This is a genomic window from Ensifer sp. GW823-FHT05D09 (genome assembly GCF_058795755.1).
Genome location: NZ_JBXAIA010000014.1, coordinates 101,428 through 117,931 on the forward strand (window position 1 = coordinate 101,428; position 16,504 = coordinate 117,931).

Consider the following 16,504-nt stretch of genomic DNA (forward strand, 5'->3'; position numbering starts at 1 on the left):
CTGCTTCGGCTGGGCCGGGCGATGCAGGAGACGTGAACGGTCCGTGGGTTTCGTTCGCCAAGGCTGACGCGTCCAGACGTTTCGGAAATATACGTCGCAAAGATGTGCGGCATTCAAAAAAGCAGCGAACGAATCTGAAAAATGGTGGCCGTCTGCAGGATCCCGCTTTCACGTGAGATCATCGAAGGCGGATATGAGCCTCTAGGCTGGCCTGACGAGGCCGGCCGGGCGCTGCTCGAGATCAGCTGTCAGGCGATAGCTTTCCGCGGGCACAGGCCGGCCGACGTGGAAGCCCTGGACATGGTCGATGCGGAATTCCCGCATCAGCGCCATTTGCTCCTCGGTTTCGACACCTTCCACCAGGATCTTGTGGCCGCGATTCCTGACCAACCCGATGATATCCTTCAGCATCGCCTTGCCCTTTGGCGTGCTGCAATCGTGCAGGAACGAACGGTCGATCTTGACGGTATCGAAATCGATCAGCCGGAGCCAGGACAGACCGGCAAAGCCGGTACCGAAATCGTCGAGCCAGATGCGGATGCCGAGCGTCTCGAGGTCGCTGATGCAGCGCAGCACGTCCGAGTGCATCTCCATCTCGAGACCTTCGGTGATTTCGAAGGCGAGCCGGCCGCCGGCAACGCCCGTTTCACCAAGGATGGCGGCAACGGATGTTGCGAAACCCGGCGTTTTCAGCTGGATCGGCGAGACATTGACACTGACGACAGGCACGTGGTCGTGCGCCAGAAGCTCGCGGCAAACGGTGCGGATCGCCCAGCGCCCGAGATCGATGATGGCACCGGTGCGTTCTGCAATGGGGATGAAAAGGCTTGGGGGAACCGCAGCCCCATCCAGCATCCTCAGCCGCATTAGCGCTTCGACAGCCTCGATGCGGCCGGTCGCGACATTCTTGATCGGCTGGTAGACGAGGGAGACCAGATCTTCATTGGTTGCGATCTTCAAGAGCGCGGCAATGTTCTCGCTCTCGTCGCTGGTTTGAGGGTCGTTCGGGTCAAAGACCTTGGCGCAGTTGCGGCCGCTTGCCTTGGCGGCGTAAAGCGCCCTGTCGGCCTCGTGGATGATCCGTTCGAGCTTTGAGCCCGTCTGATGCCTGGTGAATGCGGCGCCGACGCTCACCGTGACTATGGACGTGCCGTCCCGGCGTTGTCCATGCACCAACGCCAGGCTCTGCACCGTGCGGCAGATGGCATCGGCGAGATCGGCGGCCTCTTCGCGGGTCTCGACGCGCGCAAGGATGATGAATTCCTCGCCGCCGTAACGACCGATGGATGCGTCGAACTGCCCGATCGAGTCTTTCAGCGTGTTGGCCACGAGAATGAGGCAGCGGTCGCCTTCCTGATGGCCGTAGCAGTCATTGTATTTTTTGAAGAAATCGACGTCGATCAGGATCGCGGCGAAACTGTCACCGAACTTCTGCCAGTCGCTCCAGTATTCGCGCAGCTTCTGATCGACCGCCCGGCGATTGTCGAGCCCGGTCAGCGAGTCGGTGTTGGAGAGCCTGAGCAGTGCCTTCCCGCGCTCGGTCGCCTCCCGCTGCTGGACCTTTGCCTCGAACGCGTTGAGGAAGACCTTGTAGCGTTCGCGGTTGAGCTTCCAGTTGACGTAGGAGGTGAACACGAAACAGGAGACATAGAAGGTGCCGAACGCGAGCTGGTAATAGGGGTTCTGGGGCGAGAAGTAGATGAGGTCGAGAAAGAACGCGCCCAGAATAATGCCCGACGAGATTACCGACAGACGGAACTGGAAGATGAAGAACAGGTTCGCGCCCATCATGAAGATTGCGCCGAAGATCATGTAGTAGGACATGTTCTGCGTGTGCGCCGTCATCATTGCCGGTATCAGCCAGCCGAGATAGCCGAACACAAGCGCGCCCGAGCACGTCCTGTCCAACCAGTCCGTCTTGACGCTGAAGTGGATCTGGATCTCCAGAACGGCAAGAGCGACCGCGCCGACCACGAAGCGCGAGGCGATCGTGTAGTGAGCGACGTCGGAGATGAGCAGAAAGTCGGTAATCGAAAACAGGAGATAGACCGCGACGGCGATCCACAGGCCTTTTCTCGTCGCTTCCCGGCGCGCCGTTTCGCCTTCCTGGCGATAAAGTGAGCGTAGCTCCGCCGGCAGCGGCCTGTGCGGCTGCTTATGCAAATCTATCTCAACGACGTCGGCCAAGGTTTGCTTCATGCACCGGTCCAGAGAGTTACGTCGCGCTCAACGGAAACATGCTCTCGCTTTTCCATCCCTGGGCGTTGCTTTGTACACTCCATGCTTGCCATCCGATTGGCACCACAACAAGGACGAGCAAGCCTCAACGACATCGTAGAAGACGCCCATTAAATTTTGATAAATTAGCCGAGACTGACGGCCGGCACATGGGTGTATCCGAATGGATACGGATCCGCCAGAATTTACCATATACTCTACAAAAACTTGCAATTCGAGAAGCAGTTCGCGCATTGTTACCCATAACGTTAACAGATCATTAAACGGATGGGTTTTGCGTGAGCCAGCTTCAAATCGTATTCGATGGCGAAAGTCTTATTACTCCCCAGTCAATCGCAACCGAGTTCACTTCGTCAAGAAGTGAGTTTTATGATGAGCAGTTTGCAACAGGAAAAGCCGAACTCGCCCTGATTCTCCAAATTGCACAGCAGCAATTTGCCCAAGAACTGGACCCCAAGAAGATAATACATCGATTGGCGGGAGCACTTCACGAGACGCGTGCAAAGTTTCATCCCAGTGTTTGGCAGGAACTGATTCCGATCGCGCAGAATCATCCAGTGTCGGATTTCTTCCTCCAGGACCCTTTTACCCGGTGGTCCTTCGAAAAGCCGCGGGGCTACTCCGGCGACGCGCAATTGCTCGATTTCATCTACGGTCACCCGAGCGTCGCCGGCGAGATCGCCAAGGCATCGCCGGTGGGCAAGGCGCTCTATGACTACACCAAGGACGCTTCGTCGTCGGTTGCGGTGCGGGAACGGCGGGACCTGCTGACGCAGCACGTCGATCAGATCGCGGCCGAGCGCGGCGGAGAGGCTGAAGTCCTGACGATTGCCGCGGGTCATCTGCGCGAGGCGAACCGTTCCGTTGCCCTGAAGGAAGGGCGCATCAAGCGTTGGGTCGCGCTCGATCAGGATCCGTTCAGCGTTGGATCGATCACCAGGGACTTCCGGGGAACGAGCGTCGAGGCAATCGACGGCTCCGTTCGCGGGATCCTCACACGTGCGCACAAGCTCGGCAAATTCGACTTCGTCTATGCGGCCGGACTTTATGATTACCTCCCACACAACGTCGCGGTGAAGCTCACGCGCCGCTGCCTGCAGATGCTGAAGCCCAACGGCGTCTTTCTCTTCGCCAATTTCGCAACCGATATCGGCGTCGACGGCTACATGGAGACATTCATGAACTGGGCGCTGCTGCTTCGCTCGCAATCCGACATGTGGCGCATTGTCAACGAAAGCGTCGATGGCTCGAACTTCGAAACGCATGTGACGTTCGGGGAAAACCGCAACGTGGTCTATGCAACGGTGCAAAAGCGCGCCTGATTGCGACTGACGAAGAAACAACGGCGCGCGTCATTCTTGGCGCGCGCCGTTTTCGTGCGGTATTGGCGCTGGTTTCGCTGTCGCTGACCATGTCGCATCCGGGTCGGCTCCGGTCGCCGGCAGCGCTGTTTGCGTGCAACGTGCCACGCTCGAACTCTCCATGGGAACGTGCTTCACCACACGGTGCAGCCTCGGGATGGTCAACAGATCGGCCCAGAGCCGTTATGCAATTATTTCATAGCGCCTGAAATTCTATGCATTGGCGGGCCGCTTTCCTTTTCTCTAGCATCCCCAACTGCACAACTTGTGGCCGATCAGGGCGCGCACCGTAACGGATATCGATCCAGTTTCGGCGCGCAACTGATGCGGGCGGGAGACACGGTTTGTGCCAAGAGCCCGGTTTGTGACCAAGCCTGGCTTTGCATTGCAGTGACGGCCGAAGGAGAGGAGCCTTAGATGCCAGCGGGACAGTGTTTTCATGCCGACAGGATCGTGCACAACGGCGTGATTTGGTGCGGGCTGGCGGAGGGCGTCGTAGAGGCTCTGGCGATCTGGCAGGGCAAGATCCTGGCAACCGGCACCAGGCAGGAGATGGAAGCCTATCGCGGCGAGCGGACCGAGCTTCTCGACCTTCAGGGGCAATTCGCGACCCCCGGTCTCAACGACGCACATCTGCACCTGATTTCCGTCGGTCTGACGTTGAACTGGGTCGATGCGACGCCGCAGGCGGCCCCCACCCTCGAAAGCCTTTTGGCGGCAATCAGGCAGCAGGCCGAAAGCACGCCGCCCGGCACCTGGATCCGGGCGCGCGGCTATGATCAGACCAAGCTCGACACCGGCCGCCATCCGCTTCGCGCCGAACTCGATGCGGTTGCGCCGAACCACCCGGTCATGGTGGTGCGCGCCTGCGGCCATGTGTCGATCTTCAATTCGGAAGCCTTCCGTCTTGCCGGCGTCGACGAAAACACCGCCGTGCCGGAAGGCGGACTGATCGAACAGGCCTCCGGCGCATTGACCGGCCTTGTCGCGGAAAACGCACAAGGGCTGGTTCGTGCCGCGATCCCAAAGGCCTCGACCGACGAGATGATCGACGCGATCGAAAGCGGCGGCAATCTGCTTTTGTCCTACGGCATCACCAGCGTCATGGACGCGGCCGTCGGCCAGGTCGCAGGGTTCGACGAGATCAAGGCCTACAATCTGGCCAAGCTTCAAAACAGATTACCGGTGCGCACCTGGCTGGTGCTGCTGGGCGATCCCAAGGTCTCGATCGTGCCGCAGAGCTACGAGGCCGGGCTCGTTTCCGGCGTCGGCGACGACATGTTGAAAGTCGGCGCCGTCAAGATCTTCCTCGATGGCTCGGCCGGTGGCCGCACCGCCTGGATGACGAGCCCCTACCTCGGAAACGACAACAACACCGGCGTGCAGATCCTTTCCGATGCGGAACTCGAGGCGATGGTGCTCGACGCCCACACCAAGGGCTATCAACTAGCTTGCCATGCCATCGGCGACGCGGCAATCGATCAGTTGATCACGGCCTACGAAAAAGCGCTTGAGGCGATGCCGGATGCGGACCGCCGCCACCGGATCGAGCATTGCGGCTTTTCGAGCGACGCACAACACCAGCGGATGGTGAAGGCGGGCATCTATCCGTGTCCGCAACAGGTGTTCATCTATGATTTCGGCGACGCCTATGTCTCGGTGCTCGGCGAAGAACGGGCGCTGTCGAGCTATCCCTTGAAGACCTGGAAGGAACTGGGATTCAAGCCTGCAACCGGCAGCGATGCGCCGGTATGCCACCCCAATCCCTTCCCCAATATCTACAGCATGCTGACGCGCAAGACTGCCAAAGGCACGGTGATGGATGCTGGCGAGCGGGTTTCGATCGAAGAGGCGCTGCAGGTCTACACCGAATACGGCGCATTCTCGCAGAAGCTCGAAACGGTCAAGGGACGGCTCGTTCCCGGACAGCTTGCCGATATCGCGGTGTTCTCCAGGAACATGCTGGCGGCGAGCCCCGACGACATCCTCAACGACACGCGCTGCACCCTGGCGATCAGGGGCGGCGAGGTGGTCTTCGAGCGACTGAACGCCTGACAATGGCGGACCGGGCCGCTGCTGCGGCTCCATGCATCTCAGCCGATCCGGGAGGTCGGGTGAGATCGCGATCTTGTTCATCCATGAGCAAAACAACACGTGGGGAGGAATACGGGAATGATGAAGAAAATTGCATTGCTTTCGACATTGACGGCAGCATTGCTGGCCGGCGTGGCGTCCGCGCATGCGGCCGATGCGCCGCGGGCCGGCGGAACGGTCAACTTCGTGGCGCCTTATGGAGACAGTTTCTCGACGCTCGACATCCAGGCGTCGCCGCAGACGCAGGACGAGTTCTACGCCAAGGCGATCCACCGCACGCTTTACGATTGGGATGCGGACAAGAACGTTCCCGTGCTGGCGCTTGCGACCGACGTGGACATCTCGGCCGACAAGCTCGTCTATACCTACAAGCTGCGCCAGGACGCCTACTTCCACAACGACAAGCAGATGACGGCCGATGACATCATCGCCAGCTTCACCCGCATGGCCGACCCGGCCAAGGCCTACCCGCCTTCGCGCTATATCGCCAACATCAAGGGCGGCGCCGACTATATGGCCGGCAAGGCGCAGGCGATTTCCGGCCTGAAGAAGGTCGACGACTTTACCCTTGAAGTGACGCTGACGGACCCGGTCGATCCGGCGTTCCTGTTCATGCGCAACAACACGGCGATCTATCCGGCCGGCGAGGCCGACAAGGAAGGTTTCGCCAGCCATCCGATCGGCCTTGGGCCCTACAAGTTCGCCGAATATGTGCCCGGCTCGCGGCTGACGGTCGAAAGGTGGGAGAAGTACTACGAAAAGGACAAGCCCTACGCCGACAAGATCAACATCCTGATCATGGGCGACGCCTCGGCGCGCGACGTTGCCTTCCGCAACAAGGAAATCGACGTCTCCGTCCTCGGGCCGTCGCAATATGTCGCCTATCAGGCCGATCCGGAACTGGCGAAGGGCCTGCTCGAAGTCGCCGAAGTCTACACGCGTTATGTCGGCTTCAACCTCGACTTTGAACCGTTCAAGGACAAGCGTGTCCGCCAGGCCTTCAACTACGCGATCAATGCCGACCTGATCATCAAGCGGCTGGCGAAGGACAAGGCCTACCGGGCAAGCGGCTGGTTGCCGACCTCGTCGCCCGCCTATGACAAGGACGCCCAGCCCTACGCCTATGATCCGGAAAAGGCCAAGGCGCTGCTCGCCGAAGCGGGCTATGCCGATGGCTTCGATGTCGAGTTGACGGCAACCCAGAACGAAAGCTGGGGCCTGACGATCGTCGAGGCAATCATCCCGATGCTGGAAAAGGTCGGCATCCGAGTGAAGGCAAAGCCGGTCGAGGCTTCGGTGCTTTCCGAAGTCGTGCCGGCTGGCGATTTCCAGTCGTTCATGTGGTCGTCGGAAAGCGGTCCTGATGCCTTGACGGCGATGCAGTGCTTCTACTCCAAGACCTCGCAGGCGGCGTGCAACTACCAGAAGTTCGCAAATGCCGACTTCGACAAGCTGTTCGAGGCCGCCAAGGTCGCCAAGACGGATGAGGAAAAGAACGACCTGCTGCGCAAGGCCAACAACCTCGTTCAGGAAGAAGCTCCGGTCTGGTTCTTCAACTACAACAAGGCTGTCATGGCCTACCAGCCCTGGCTGCACGGCCTGCAGCCGAACTCGGCCGAACTGGCGATCCAGTCCTATGAAAAGCTCTGGGTAGACGAAACCGTTCCAGCTGGCCGTTGATCGCCGAGCCCCGATATCGCCTCGGCGATATCGGGGTTCCTTTCGCCGATATCAGGTTCGCGTCACGGTCGATAACGTAAGCGTTTTCTTACGGTTTGACGTTTGCGGGATGATCCGGCGGCGGGACCGCCATCGGTTGGCATTGCGCCTGAGAACGATCGCCCGCGCATCTCTGGATGGGCGCGGCGAGGGGGGAAATGAATGCTTCAGTTCGTCGTGCGCCGCATATTGCAGGTGATCCCGACAGTCATAGCGATATCACTGCTGATCTTCGTGATCTTCAGCGTCGTGCCGGGCAGCATCGCCACCAGCCTGACGGCCAATGGCAAGGGCGGCGGCGATCCGAAGATCGTCGAGAAGATGACGCGTGAGTTCGGTCTCGACCAGCCGCTGTATGTGCGGTTCGGATCCTACCTGTCCGACCTCGCACGCTTCGATCTCGGGACGTCGTTCCGCAGCCGCCAGCCGGTGGCCCATCTGATCGGCGAGCGCATGTGGCCGACATTGAAGCTCGCCTTCGCGGCCATGGCGATCGCCATGTGCGTTGGCGTGCCGCTCGGCTTCATTGCCGCTTTGAAACCGGGCAGCATCATTGATACGCTGACGATGATCGGCGCGATCTCGGGTCTGTCTCTGCCGCAGTTCTGGCTGGGCTTGCTCGGCATGTATCTGTTTGCGCTGACGCTCGGCTGGTTGCCTAGTTTCGGTTACGGTGACGGCGGGCCGATGAACCTGATCCTGCCGGCCCTGACGCTTGGCGTCGCGCCGATGGCGCTTCTGGCGCGCACGACGCGCGCAGCCGTCCTCGACGTGATGAACGCTGATTTCATCCGTACCGCCCGTGCCAAGGGCATGAACGGCTTTCGCCTCGTCACCTGGCACGTCGTTCGCAACGTTCTGGTGCTGATCATCACCACCATCGGCCTGCAGTTCGGCTCGATGATGGGTCAGGCTGTCGTGGTCGAGAAGCTGTTCTCCTGGCCGGGCCTCGGGTCCCTGCTCGTCGATAGTGTCAGCCTGCGCGACATCCCGGTGGTCCAGGGCGCGATCCTCGTCATCGTTCTCTGGTTCCTGCTCATCAACACCATCGTCGATATTCTTTACGCGGTCATCGATCCGCGCATCAGCCACGGATAGACCCATGAGACTAAGGCTCAATCTCCTCATCGGTGGCGTCCTCTGTATCGTCATCATCTCGGCGGCACTGCTGGCGCCTTGGCTCGCACCGACCGATCCCGTGCTCGACGCCGACCTGATGAATGCGGAGCTTCCGCCGGATGCGCAGTTCTGGTTCGGCACCGACGCGCAAGGCCGTGACGTTCTCAGCCGCATTCTCTATGGCGCCCGCATATCGCTTGCCGTCGGCATCGGCTCGCAGGTCATCAACACACTGATCGGCCTGGCGCTTGGCATTTCGGCCGGCTACTTTGGCGGCTGGTGGGACGATTTCGTCACCGGGCTCACCAACCTGATGCTGGCGATCCCCAGCCTGATCTTCGCGCTTGCGATCATGGCGATCCTCGGTCCCGGCCTCGTCAGCCTGCTGATCGCGCTTGGCCTCACCAACTGGTCATGGACCTGTCGCATCGCGCGAAGCTCGGCGCTGTCCCTGAAGAAGCAGGGCTATGTCCAGGCGGCAAAGACGCTCGGCTACGGCGATATCCGCATCATGATCACGCAGATCCTGCCCAACATGATCGGTCCGATCCTGGTGATCGGAACGCTCGGCATGGGCGACGCAATCCTTGCGGAAGCAGCACTCTCCTATCTCGGCCTTGGCATCAAGCCGCCGTTCCCGAGCTGGGGCAACATGCTGACGGACGCGCGCGAACTCATCGTCATCGCGCCCTGGGCGGCGATCTTCCCAGGGCTGGCGATCTTCGTCACCGTTCTCGGGCTCAATCTCTTCGGCGACGGCCTGCGCGACTGGCTGGACCCGCATATGAAGGCGCGCCAGCTATGACGGACAATTTGCTTGAAGTCAGGGATCTGCGCCTGGACATCGTGTCGGGCGGAGTAAGCCACAACGTCGTCGACAACGTGTCGTTCTCGATCGGCCGTGGCGAAGCCTATGGGCTCGTCGGTGAATCGGGCTGCGGCAAGAGCATCACCGCGCTTTCTATCATCGGCCTCTTGCGCAAACCGCTCGCCGTGACCGGCGGCACGTTGAATTTCAACGGCCGGGATCTGAGGGGGCTTTCGAAGGGTGAGCTGCGGCGGCTTCGCGGCGAGAAGATCGCCATGATCTTCCAAGAGCCGATGACGGCGCTCAACCCCTTGTCTCCGGTCGGGCGCCAGATCGCCGAAATGTTTGTGCTTCACAAGGGCGCAACCTGGAAGGAAGCCGAAAAGCTGGCAATCGAGGCGCTTGGCAACGTCCAGGTTCCGGCGCCGGAGGAGCGGGTGAAGGCCTATCCGCACCAGATGTCCGGCGGCATGCGGCAACGAGTGATGATCGCCATTGCGCTTGCCTGCAACCCGGATCTGTTGATCGCCGATGAGCCGACGACGGCACTCGACGTCACGGTGCAGGCCGAGATCCTGAAGCTGGTCAAGGAACTGTGCGCCGCGCGCGGCACGTCCGTCCTGATGATCAGCCACGACCTGGGCGTGATCGCCAACATGTGCAACAGGGTTGGCATCATGTATGCCGGACGCCTGGTGGAAGAGAGGCCGGTCGCCGATCTGTTCCTCCATCCGGCCCACCCTTACACCGATGGTCTGCTCAAATCGCTGCCACAGCTCGGTTCGCGCCGACTGGAAGGGCGCAAGCGCTTGCAGGAGATCGAAGGCACGGTTCCGTCCATTGCCAACTTTCCACCCGGCTGTCGGTTCCAGCCGCGTTGCCACAGGGCGACGTCTGTCTGTTCCGCCGAAATTCCACCGCCATCTGCCCTCAGCCATGATGGCTTCGTGAAGTGTTTCAATCATGAGCGATAACAACGAACCTCTGGTCCGGGTCGATGGCCTGAGCGTGCACTTCCCAGTGCGCAACGGCCTCTTCGGTCGCACCAAGCGCACACTCCGTGCGGTCAACGAGCTGAGCCTGACGCTGAACAAGGGCGAGTGCCTGTCTGTTGTCGGCGAGTCCGGTTGCGGCAAGTCGACGCTCGCACTCTCGATCCTCGGGCTGCAGGAGCCGACCGCGGGAGAGATCTTCTTCGAGGGACGATCGATTACCGGCAAGGCGCAGCCTACCCGGCTCGAGCGCGCCGGCATGGCGCAGATGGTGTTTCAGGACCCTTACGCGTCGCTCAATCCGCGCCAGACGATCTACACCTCGCTGGCAGCACCGCTGAAATTGCATGGGGTCAAGGATCGCGCGGAGATCAATCGGCGTATCGAGAGCATGATGCAGCTCGTCGGATTGAAACCGGAACAGGCCAGGCGTTTTCCGCATGAGTTTTCCGGCGGCCAGCGCCAGCGCATCGGTATTGCCCGGGCGCTGATCCTGAACCCGAAGGTCGTCGTGCTGGACGAGCCGGTATCGGCGCTCGATGTCTCCATCCGCGCCCAGATCATCAATCTGCTGCTCGAGCTCAAGGAGCGGCTGGACCTCTCCTACATCATGATCAGCCATGACCTGAGCGTGGTCGAACATATGAGCGACCGCGTGGCGGTCATGTATTTCGGCCAGATCGTCGAGACCGGCAGCTGGGACCGGGTTTTCACCGAGCCGCAGCATCCCTATACGCGCCGCCTGATCGGCGCCATTCTCGATCCTGTCACCGAACTGACGGGCCAAAGCCCGGTGGATACGCGCGAGACGCCGGAGCCACCGGCGGGCTATGACTATTATCCCAGAGAGTTCGGGAAGCACGACGTCTACAGCCCGCCGCCTGCCTCGCAACTGGTAGCGCTGCACGAGGATCACAGCGTTCGGCTGATCGCGCGCGGCTGAACCGGTTTTCGCCCAAGGGCTGCAACACCGGGGGTGAAAGCGGCCCACACCCATGCCTGCGCGGCAGGCCGCAAATGCACGCGCTTGGGGCGGTCACTCGATCAGTCGCAGCCGAAGGCTGGTGTTGAGATCCCCGTCTATGGGGCACTTTCTGCCCGGCACCATCTGCATGCCGGCGGCCGGGGTGGCCGTGCGTTCCCCCATATGCAGGAAACGGGTGGTGCATTTCCTGGTTCTCGCTCAAGCTGACCTGATGCTGCCACTCGTGAGAGCGGCGGTCGTCACGGCGATCGTGTCGCGCTCTGCGTGATCCGGCCGCACCATGGTCTCGCTTTCGGACGCAGACGCGATCCGGGGAACACTTCCGGCATGCAAACCAATCATCGCCCGCTTCAGAACCGTGTGACGCCATTCGGCGACATTGTCGCCATAGGCCAGCGCGGTCTGTTCACCGGCAACCGCGGCATCATCCACGATCCCGCGACGAAGACCCTTCTGAGACGACGGTGGTCGTCCAAGGCATGGCTGATCTGCGTCTGCGACTACGGGGATCGGCGGCGGGACGTCATGGCCCGTCGAAGCTGGACCGAACTTTTCTTTCTCGACGAGGCCGTCGCGCTGGCGGCCGGCCACCGTCCCTGCTTCTTCTGCAGGCGGGAGGCTGCGTCCGGTTTCAGGGCCACCTGGGCCGGCGGCTCGAACACGCCGCCGTCGGCGGGCGAACTCGATGCGGTGCTCCATCGTGAGAGGCAGTCTCTTGGACGCAAGCGCATCCATCCGCTGCCGTCGCCCGCCGCCGATCTGCCGGATGGTACGATGGTGGTCGCATCCGGTTTTGCGTTCACGGTCGTGTCCGGACGCTGTTTCCGCTGGACCGAAAGCGGTTATCGCGGGCCGGAACCAGAGATTGTCGCTGAAGGCTTATTGACGCCACCATCGACCGTCGAAGCGCTTCGGGCTGGTTATCGCCCGGTCCTGCATCCCGATATCACCAAATTCCTCTCCGGATCGCCATCATGACCGATCTTTTCGCCAAGTTCGCTATCGACCCATTGCGTGAAACCATGGCTGAAGGGGCGATCCTGCTTCGCGGTTTCGCGCTGCCGTTCGAAGACCGGGTTCTGCCCGCACTGCGTGAGGTTATCGCGCAAGCGCCGTTCCGGCATATGGTGACGCCGGGCGGCTACACGATGTCCGTTGCGATGAGCAATTGTGGTGCGGCGGGCTGGGTCACCGACCGAAGCGGCTATCGCTACGACAGGCTCGACCCGGAAACCGGCAGGCCGTGGCCGGCACTGCCGTCGGCCTTCCTTGCTCTTGCCCTCGCCGCGGCGACGGAGGCGGGCTACCCGGATTTCAGACCTGATGCATGTCTGATCAATCGGTACGAGCCGGGCGCAAAACTTTCTCTCCATCAGGACAAGGATGAGCGCGATCATTCCCACCCGATCGTCTCTGTGTCGCTCGGCCTTCCCGCCACGTTCCAGTTTGGCGGGCTGAACCGCAATGACCCTGTTCGCAAATACGCGCTGCGCCACGGCGATGTTGTGGTCTGGGGCGGGCCGTCGCGCCTGTTCTATCACGGGGTCACCGAGTTGAAGGATGGCGATCACGAGAGCCTTGGTCGAGTGCGCATCAACCTGACTTTTCGCGGCGCTCTCTGAGTATCCGCCGGGCCGCCCGACGGTGCAGCTGCTGAAGAAAGGCGTCGTCGAATTCAATGCAGGAACGAGAGTCCGGTCAGGGCGCGCGATCGCCCGCCGCCTTGGGCCGGCTAGGAACGGAATTAGCTCAATGAGCTTGATCAATGCACTGCGTCGGGGCATGGAACGCCTCGCCGCGCCAATCGCCAAGGAGGCAATCCGATGAACCCGCATGCCACGATGGCCCTTTCAGAGCCGCTTGACCAATCCGCGGAAGCATGCGTCGCAGCCTATGATTGGCAGGCGATTTCGAGTGAGTTGAACGGCTTTGGCTGCGGGGTCCTGGAAAAGCTTCTTTCTGCGGAAGAATGCCGGCGGATCTCGGCCCTTTATACCCAAGAACAGCATTTCCGCAGTCGCATCCATATGGCCAGGCACGGCTTTGGCAAGGGCGAATATCGCTACTTCAAGTATCCACTGCCGCATCTACTGGGCGGTCTGCGCACCGCGCTCTACCCCCACCTCGCAGACGTTGCCAACCAGTGGAACGGCCGAATGGGAATTGACGAACGATACCCCGCCGAGCACACGCAGTTCCTCCGCCAGTGCCATGACGCTGGGCAGACCCGGCCGACGCCGTTGCTGCTGCAATATGTTCCCGGAGATTTCAATTGCCTGCATCAGGATCTCTATGGCGATCTGGCCTTTCCGATCCAGGTGGCGATCCTGCTGTCCGAACCGGGTGAGGATTTCACCGGCGGCGAATTCGTGCTGACGGAGCAGCGACCGCGCATGCAGAGCCGGGTCGAGGTCGTTCCGCTTCGTCAAGGTGATGCTGTTGCCTTTGCCGTTCACAACCGGCCGGTGCAGGGCACGAAAGGCAACTATCGCGTCAACCTCCGGCACGGTGTCAGCCGTGTTCGATCCGGTCTGCGGCACACCGTCGGCATCATCTTTCACGACGCAAGATAGCGCCGGTCGCACTGCCCGCGTTCATGGTCGGGTCAGTGCCCCTCGCTCTTCAGCGGAGATCTTGTTCGAGATCTCACGATTGGCGCCGGCGCACTCGGCTTCGCCACATCCGGCTCCTTGCGTCAGTGCGCAAACAGACCGTCGAAATCGGCAAAACCTTTGACCTCGATCGGATTGCCGCTCGGATCGAGGAAGAACATTGTCCGCTGTTCGCCAGGCTCGCCTTCGAAACGCACCACCGGCGGAATATCGAAGTTGACGCCTTTACGCTCGAGACGTTCGGCCAGAGCGAACCAATCTGCAAGGCGCAGCACCACGCCCATATGCGGCATCAGCACAAGATGATTGCCGACCTTGCCGGTCCGCGTGACCGCAAAGGGCTCACCGAGATGCAGCGAGATCTGATGGCCGAAGAAATCGAAATCGACCCAGGTGTCCGTGCTGCGCCCTTCCTCGCAGCCGAGCACGTCGCCGTAGAACCTGCGGGCGTCGTCGAGGTCCTTCACGTGGTAGGCAAGATGGAAAAGCGACTTCATCTGTAACTCCTGTCTCTCCGGTTGACACAGGGATACCGTCTTGCGAGGCTAAGAAAAACTATGTAATTCTTTCTCTGAGAATAAGGGTTTCCATTGGATATTCGATTCCTGCAAAGCCTGGTCGCCACTGTGGAAACGGGCTCGATTGCAGCGGCCGCGCGGCGCGAGAAATTGACGCCCGCCGCTGTCAGCCAGCGCATTCAATCGCTCGAACGCGCGCTCGACTGCCTCTTGCTCGCCCGCGGCGCCCATTCCGCCCAACCGACGGAGGCCTGTCTTTCGCTGTTGCCGAGGGCGCGTCTGCTGATACGGGAAGCCGAAAACCTCAGATATGACGCCGCGGGTGGCGGACTTGCCGCCGAGTTGAAGATCGGCGCGATCTCAACGGCGCTGACGGGTATCTTCCCTGAGGTTCTGGACGAACTCTCGCGTCAAGCGCCGCGCTTGAAGTTGATGCTGCGCCCCGGCTCGTCGTCGCAGCTCTACGAACAGCTGCTCTCCGGCGAGCTTGACGCCGCCGTGCTGGTCGAGCCGCCCTTTGCGCTGCCGAAAGGATTGACCGCCCGTGTCATCCGCCGCGAACCGCTTGTTTTCATCAGCAGGGATGGGGCGGGACCTGGCGATATTCCCGAGCGGATCGGCAAGGCGCCGTTCATCCGTTACGATCCGGGATCGTGGGGCGGGCGGTTGTCGTCGCAATATCTCGCGGACGCCGGGCTTGATCCGGACATCCGTTGCGACATGGACGCTCTGGAGACCATCGCCATGCTCGTTGCCAACGGAATGGGAAACTCGGTGGTGCCGGCCTGGCAGGGGCTGAAGCGGAATGGCTTTCACCTAACCGAAGTGCCTGATGCCGCCGCATATGAGCGCAGGATCGTGTTCCTGCATCAGAGCGTGCCAAGCCGGCCGACGCCGCTGGCCCTTTTGGCGCAGGTTTTATCGTAAGGGTTTACCGGGTGAGGGGCGGCCGTTTCGCCGACAGGCTGCCGGCTCGGCTGCGGGCACTGTCGGTGGGTGGGCACCGCGTCGTGTGTGAACGCGACGCCCATTCGCCTAGAACATTTCCATAAAAAGTGTGAAGCGGGTCTTCAGGACTTGCGTCAAGATCGACCCTGTCCACGCCCGGAACGGTCTAGCTGAGCAGGAAGGCGGTTACGGGCAACTGAAGCGCGGCGGCGATCCGCCGAAGCTTGCCCGGATCGGCATCGGCACCACGCTCGATGTTGGTAATTTCGGCGTCGGTCAGCCCGCAGGTGAGCGCAAGTTCGTCGACACTATAGCCGATGGCCTGGCGCGAGCGTCTGACGGCATCGCCGATATCGACATGGGCCGAAGCGCTGACGGTAGAGGCATCAAAATTGTTTATCGAAACAGTCATGAAGTGGTCCTTCGGTTTTGCGCGAAGAGGTTCTTCGCGTGAAGGCGGCATGCAGCCATGAAACCCGGGCCAGAAAGGCGGCGTCGAGTGCAGTGCAATATAAGTCCAAAAGATGGCAGCGCAAGGCGTGTCGGACATCACGCCGCCGCGATCGGCAACATCAGGGTCGTTGGCGAGCGGCGACCTGGCGATCTTGCGCGCAGTGATCCTCGCCCAACCGGTCGCGCCGTTAAAGCGTAGCGTCTCGCGTTGGCCCTACCTGGAGACAGCTGGCCTGGAGCGCGTCGGCAGCTCATAGACGAGGACGCGCATGTTTTCGCGATAGTCGATCGGAACCCTTCATCATCTTCGAACCCTTTCAGCGCGCATGGCGATGTACATCGTCGATGAGGTGTTGGTCGGAGACTGTCTCCAGGTGCAGTCCGGTATCGCTGTCATCGAACAGTGTCGTCCATCATTGCAGACACGACCGCATTTCACCTCGTATTGGCGCCCCGGCGCCGGTCGCCGGCGCGCGCGATGACAACCGCGAGCGTGTTCGTCTCGGATGCTGATGCCACAGGCGTTGTATGGACGGGTGACGGTTTCGCTCCGGTTGCGGCAACAATTCCGGTAGTCCCGCCTTTTTCGTCGAACGCATTTGCGCACCTCGCCCTGTTGATAACTCCCTCATGAATTTCGTGTTTATTTTCAGTTGC

The 16,504-nt window shown here is 61.1% G+C and carries 15 protein-coding genes; 11 read left to right on the forward strand and 4 right to left on the reverse strand.

Translation table 11 applies throughout. The features are described 5' to 3' along the window. Nucleotides 1-201: 201 nt before the first annotated feature. Nucleotides 202-2,199, reverse strand: coding sequence for a putative bifunctional diguanylate cyclase/phosphodiesterase (locus tag AC1Q80_RS28575; RefSeq protein ID WP_492362633.1), 1,998 nt, complete (start codon nt 2,197-2,199; stop codon nt 202-204). A gap of 317 nt (nt 2,200-2,516) precedes the next feature. Between AC1Q80_RS28575 and AC1Q80_RS28580 the strand changes: the two genes are divergently transcribed. The 10 genes from AC1Q80_RS28580 (at nt 2,517) to AC1Q80_RS28625 (ending at nt 13,889) form a co-directional block, all read left to right on the forward strand. Continuing rightward, complete coding sequence (locus AC1Q80_RS28580) at nt 2,517-3,560, forward strand: class I SAM-dependent methyltransferase (protein WP_173421087.1); 1,044 nt, start codon at nt 2,517-2,519, stop codon at nt 3,558-3,560. A gap of 456 nt (nt 3,561-4,016) precedes the next feature. After that, on the forward strand, nt 4,017-5,654 hold the full coding sequence (locus AC1Q80_RS28585) for an amidohydrolase (protein ID WP_492362634.1): 1,638 nt from the start codon (nt 4,017-4,019) through the stop codon (nt 5,652-5,654). A gap of 120 nt (nt 5,655-5,774) precedes the next feature. Next, nucleotides 5,775-7,373 carry an ABC transporter substrate-binding protein gene (locus AC1Q80_RS28590; RefSeq protein WP_492362650.1) on the forward strand — a complete coding sequence of 533 codons (1,599 nt, stop codon included), beginning with the start codon at nt 5,775-5,777 and terminating at the stop codon, nt 7,371-7,373. A 201-nt stretch (nt 7,374-7,574) separates the two neighbouring features. Then, nucleotides 7,575-8,510, forward strand: a complete 936-nt coding sequence (locus AC1Q80_RS28595) for an ABC transporter permease (protein ID WP_173421085.1) — start codon at nt 7,575-7,577, stop codon at nt 8,508-8,510. 4 nt (nt 8,511-8,514) lie between these two features. Beyond that, nucleotides 8,515-9,336: an ABC transporter permease gene (locus AC1Q80_RS28600; RefSeq protein ID WP_173421084.1), complete on the forward strand. Its 822-nt coding sequence runs from the start codon at nt 8,515-8,517 to the stop codon at nt 9,334-9,336. Next, on the forward strand, nt 9,333-10,313 hold the full coding sequence (locus AC1Q80_RS28605; protein WP_492362635.1) for an ABC transporter ATP-binding protein: 981 nt from the start codon (nt 9,333-9,335) through the stop codon (nt 10,311-10,313). The genes AC1Q80_RS28600 and AC1Q80_RS28605 overlap by 4 nt, the downstream gene beginning before the upstream one ends. Further along, nucleotides 10,303-11,274 (forward strand): ABC transporter ATP-binding protein, encoded by a 972-nt coding sequence (locus AC1Q80_RS28610; RefSeq protein WP_492362636.1) that lies wholly within the window; start codon nt 10,303-10,305, stop codon nt 11,272-11,274. Before AC1Q80_RS28605 ends, AC1Q80_RS28610 begins: the two co-directional genes overlap by 11 nt. Before the next feature lie 369 nt (nt 11,275-11,643). Then, nucleotides 11,644-12,294 (forward strand): hypothetical protein, encoded by a 651-nt coding sequence (locus tag AC1Q80_RS28615; protein ID WP_492362637.1) that lies wholly within the window; start codon nt 11,644-11,646, stop codon nt 12,292-12,294. After that, nucleotides 12,291-12,938, forward strand: a complete 648-nt coding sequence (gene alkB, locus AC1Q80_RS28620; protein ID WP_492362638.1) for a DNA oxidative demethylase AlkB — start codon at nt 12,291-12,293, stop codon at nt 12,936-12,938. Before AC1Q80_RS28615 ends, alkB begins: the two co-directional genes overlap by 4 nt. A gap of 201 nt (nt 12,939-13,139) precedes the next feature. Continuing rightward, nucleotides 13,140-13,889, forward strand: a complete 750-nt coding sequence (locus AC1Q80_RS28625) for a 2OG-Fe(II) oxygenase (RefSeq protein WP_492362639.1) — start codon at nt 13,140-13,142, stop codon at nt 13,887-13,889. A gap of 122 nt (nt 13,890-14,011) precedes the next feature. On the opposite strand, the gene AC1Q80_RS28630 is transcribed toward AC1Q80_RS28625, so the two are convergent. Beyond that, a complete protein-coding gene (locus tag AC1Q80_RS28630; RefSeq protein WP_209792980.1) occupies nt 14,012-14,425 on the reverse strand; it encodes a VOC family protein in 414 nt (137 codons plus the stop codon). Nucleotides 14,426-14,518: 93 nt separating this feature from the next. Between AC1Q80_RS28630 and AC1Q80_RS28635 the strand changes: the two genes are divergently transcribed. Then, complete coding sequence (locus AC1Q80_RS28635) at nt 14,519-15,373, forward strand: LysR family transcriptional regulator (protein WP_492362640.1); 855 nt, start codon at nt 14,519-14,521, stop codon at nt 15,371-15,373. Nucleotides 15,374-15,560: 187 nt separating this feature from the next. Here the strand turns inward: AC1Q80_RS28635 and AC1Q80_RS28640 are convergent, their stop codons facing one another. Next, nucleotides 15,561-15,806, reverse strand: coding sequence for a helix-turn-helix domain-containing protein (locus AC1Q80_RS28640; protein WP_492362641.1), 246 nt, complete (start codon nt 15,804-15,806; stop codon nt 15,561-15,563). A gap of 476 nt (nt 15,807-16,282) precedes the next feature. Then, nucleotides 16,283-16,504 (reverse strand): hypothetical protein (locus AC1Q80_RS28645; RefSeq protein ID WP_492362642.1); only part of this gene is annotated, 222 nt, incomplete at its 5' end.

Coding starts and splice junctions, on each gene's coding strand:
- AC1Q80_RS28610 (WP_492362636.1), top strand. CDS start 10,303: ATGAGCGATAACAACGAACCTCTGGTCCGGGTCGATGGCCTGAGCGTG.
- AC1Q80_RS28605 (WP_492362635.1), top strand. CDS start 9,333: ATGACGGACAATTTGCTTGAAGTCAGGGATCTGCGCCTGGACATCGTG.
- AC1Q80_RS28585 (WP_492362634.1), top strand. CDS start 4,017: ATGCCAGCGGGACAGTGTTTTCATGCCGACAGGATCGTGCACAACGGC.
- AC1Q80_RS28600 (WP_173421084.1), top strand. CDS start 8,515: ATGAGACTAAGGCTCAATCTCCTCATCGGTGGCGTCCTCTGTATCGTC.
- AC1Q80_RS28640 (WP_492362641.1), bottom strand. CDS start 15,806: ATGACTGTTTCGATAAACAATTTTGATGCCTCTACCGTCAGCGCTTCG.
- alkB (WP_492362638.1), top strand. CDS start 12,291: ATGACCGATCTTTTCGCCAAGTTCGCTATCGACCCATTGCGTGAAACC.
- AC1Q80_RS28625 (WP_492362639.1), top strand. CDS start 13,140: ATGAACCCGCATGCCACGATGGCCCTTTCAGAGCCGCTTGACCAATCC.
- AC1Q80_RS28630 (WP_209792980.1), bottom strand. CDS start 14,425: ATGAAGTCGCTTTTCCATCTTGCCTACCACGTGAAGGACCTCGACGAC.
- AC1Q80_RS28595 (WP_173421085.1), top strand. CDS start 7,575: ATGCTTCAGTTCGTCGTGCGCCGCATATTGCAGGTGATCCCGACAGTC.
- AC1Q80_RS28590 (WP_492362650.1), top strand. CDS start 5,775: ATGAAGAAAATTGCATTGCTTTCGACATTGACGGCAGCATTGCTGGCC.
- AC1Q80_RS28615 (WP_492362637.1), top strand. CDS start 11,644: ATGCAAACCAATCATCGCCCGCTTCAGAACCGTGTGACGCCATTCGGC.
- AC1Q80_RS28575 (WP_492362633.1), bottom strand. CDS start 2,199: ATGAAGCAAACCTTGGCCGACGTCGTTGAGATAGATTTGCATAAGCAG.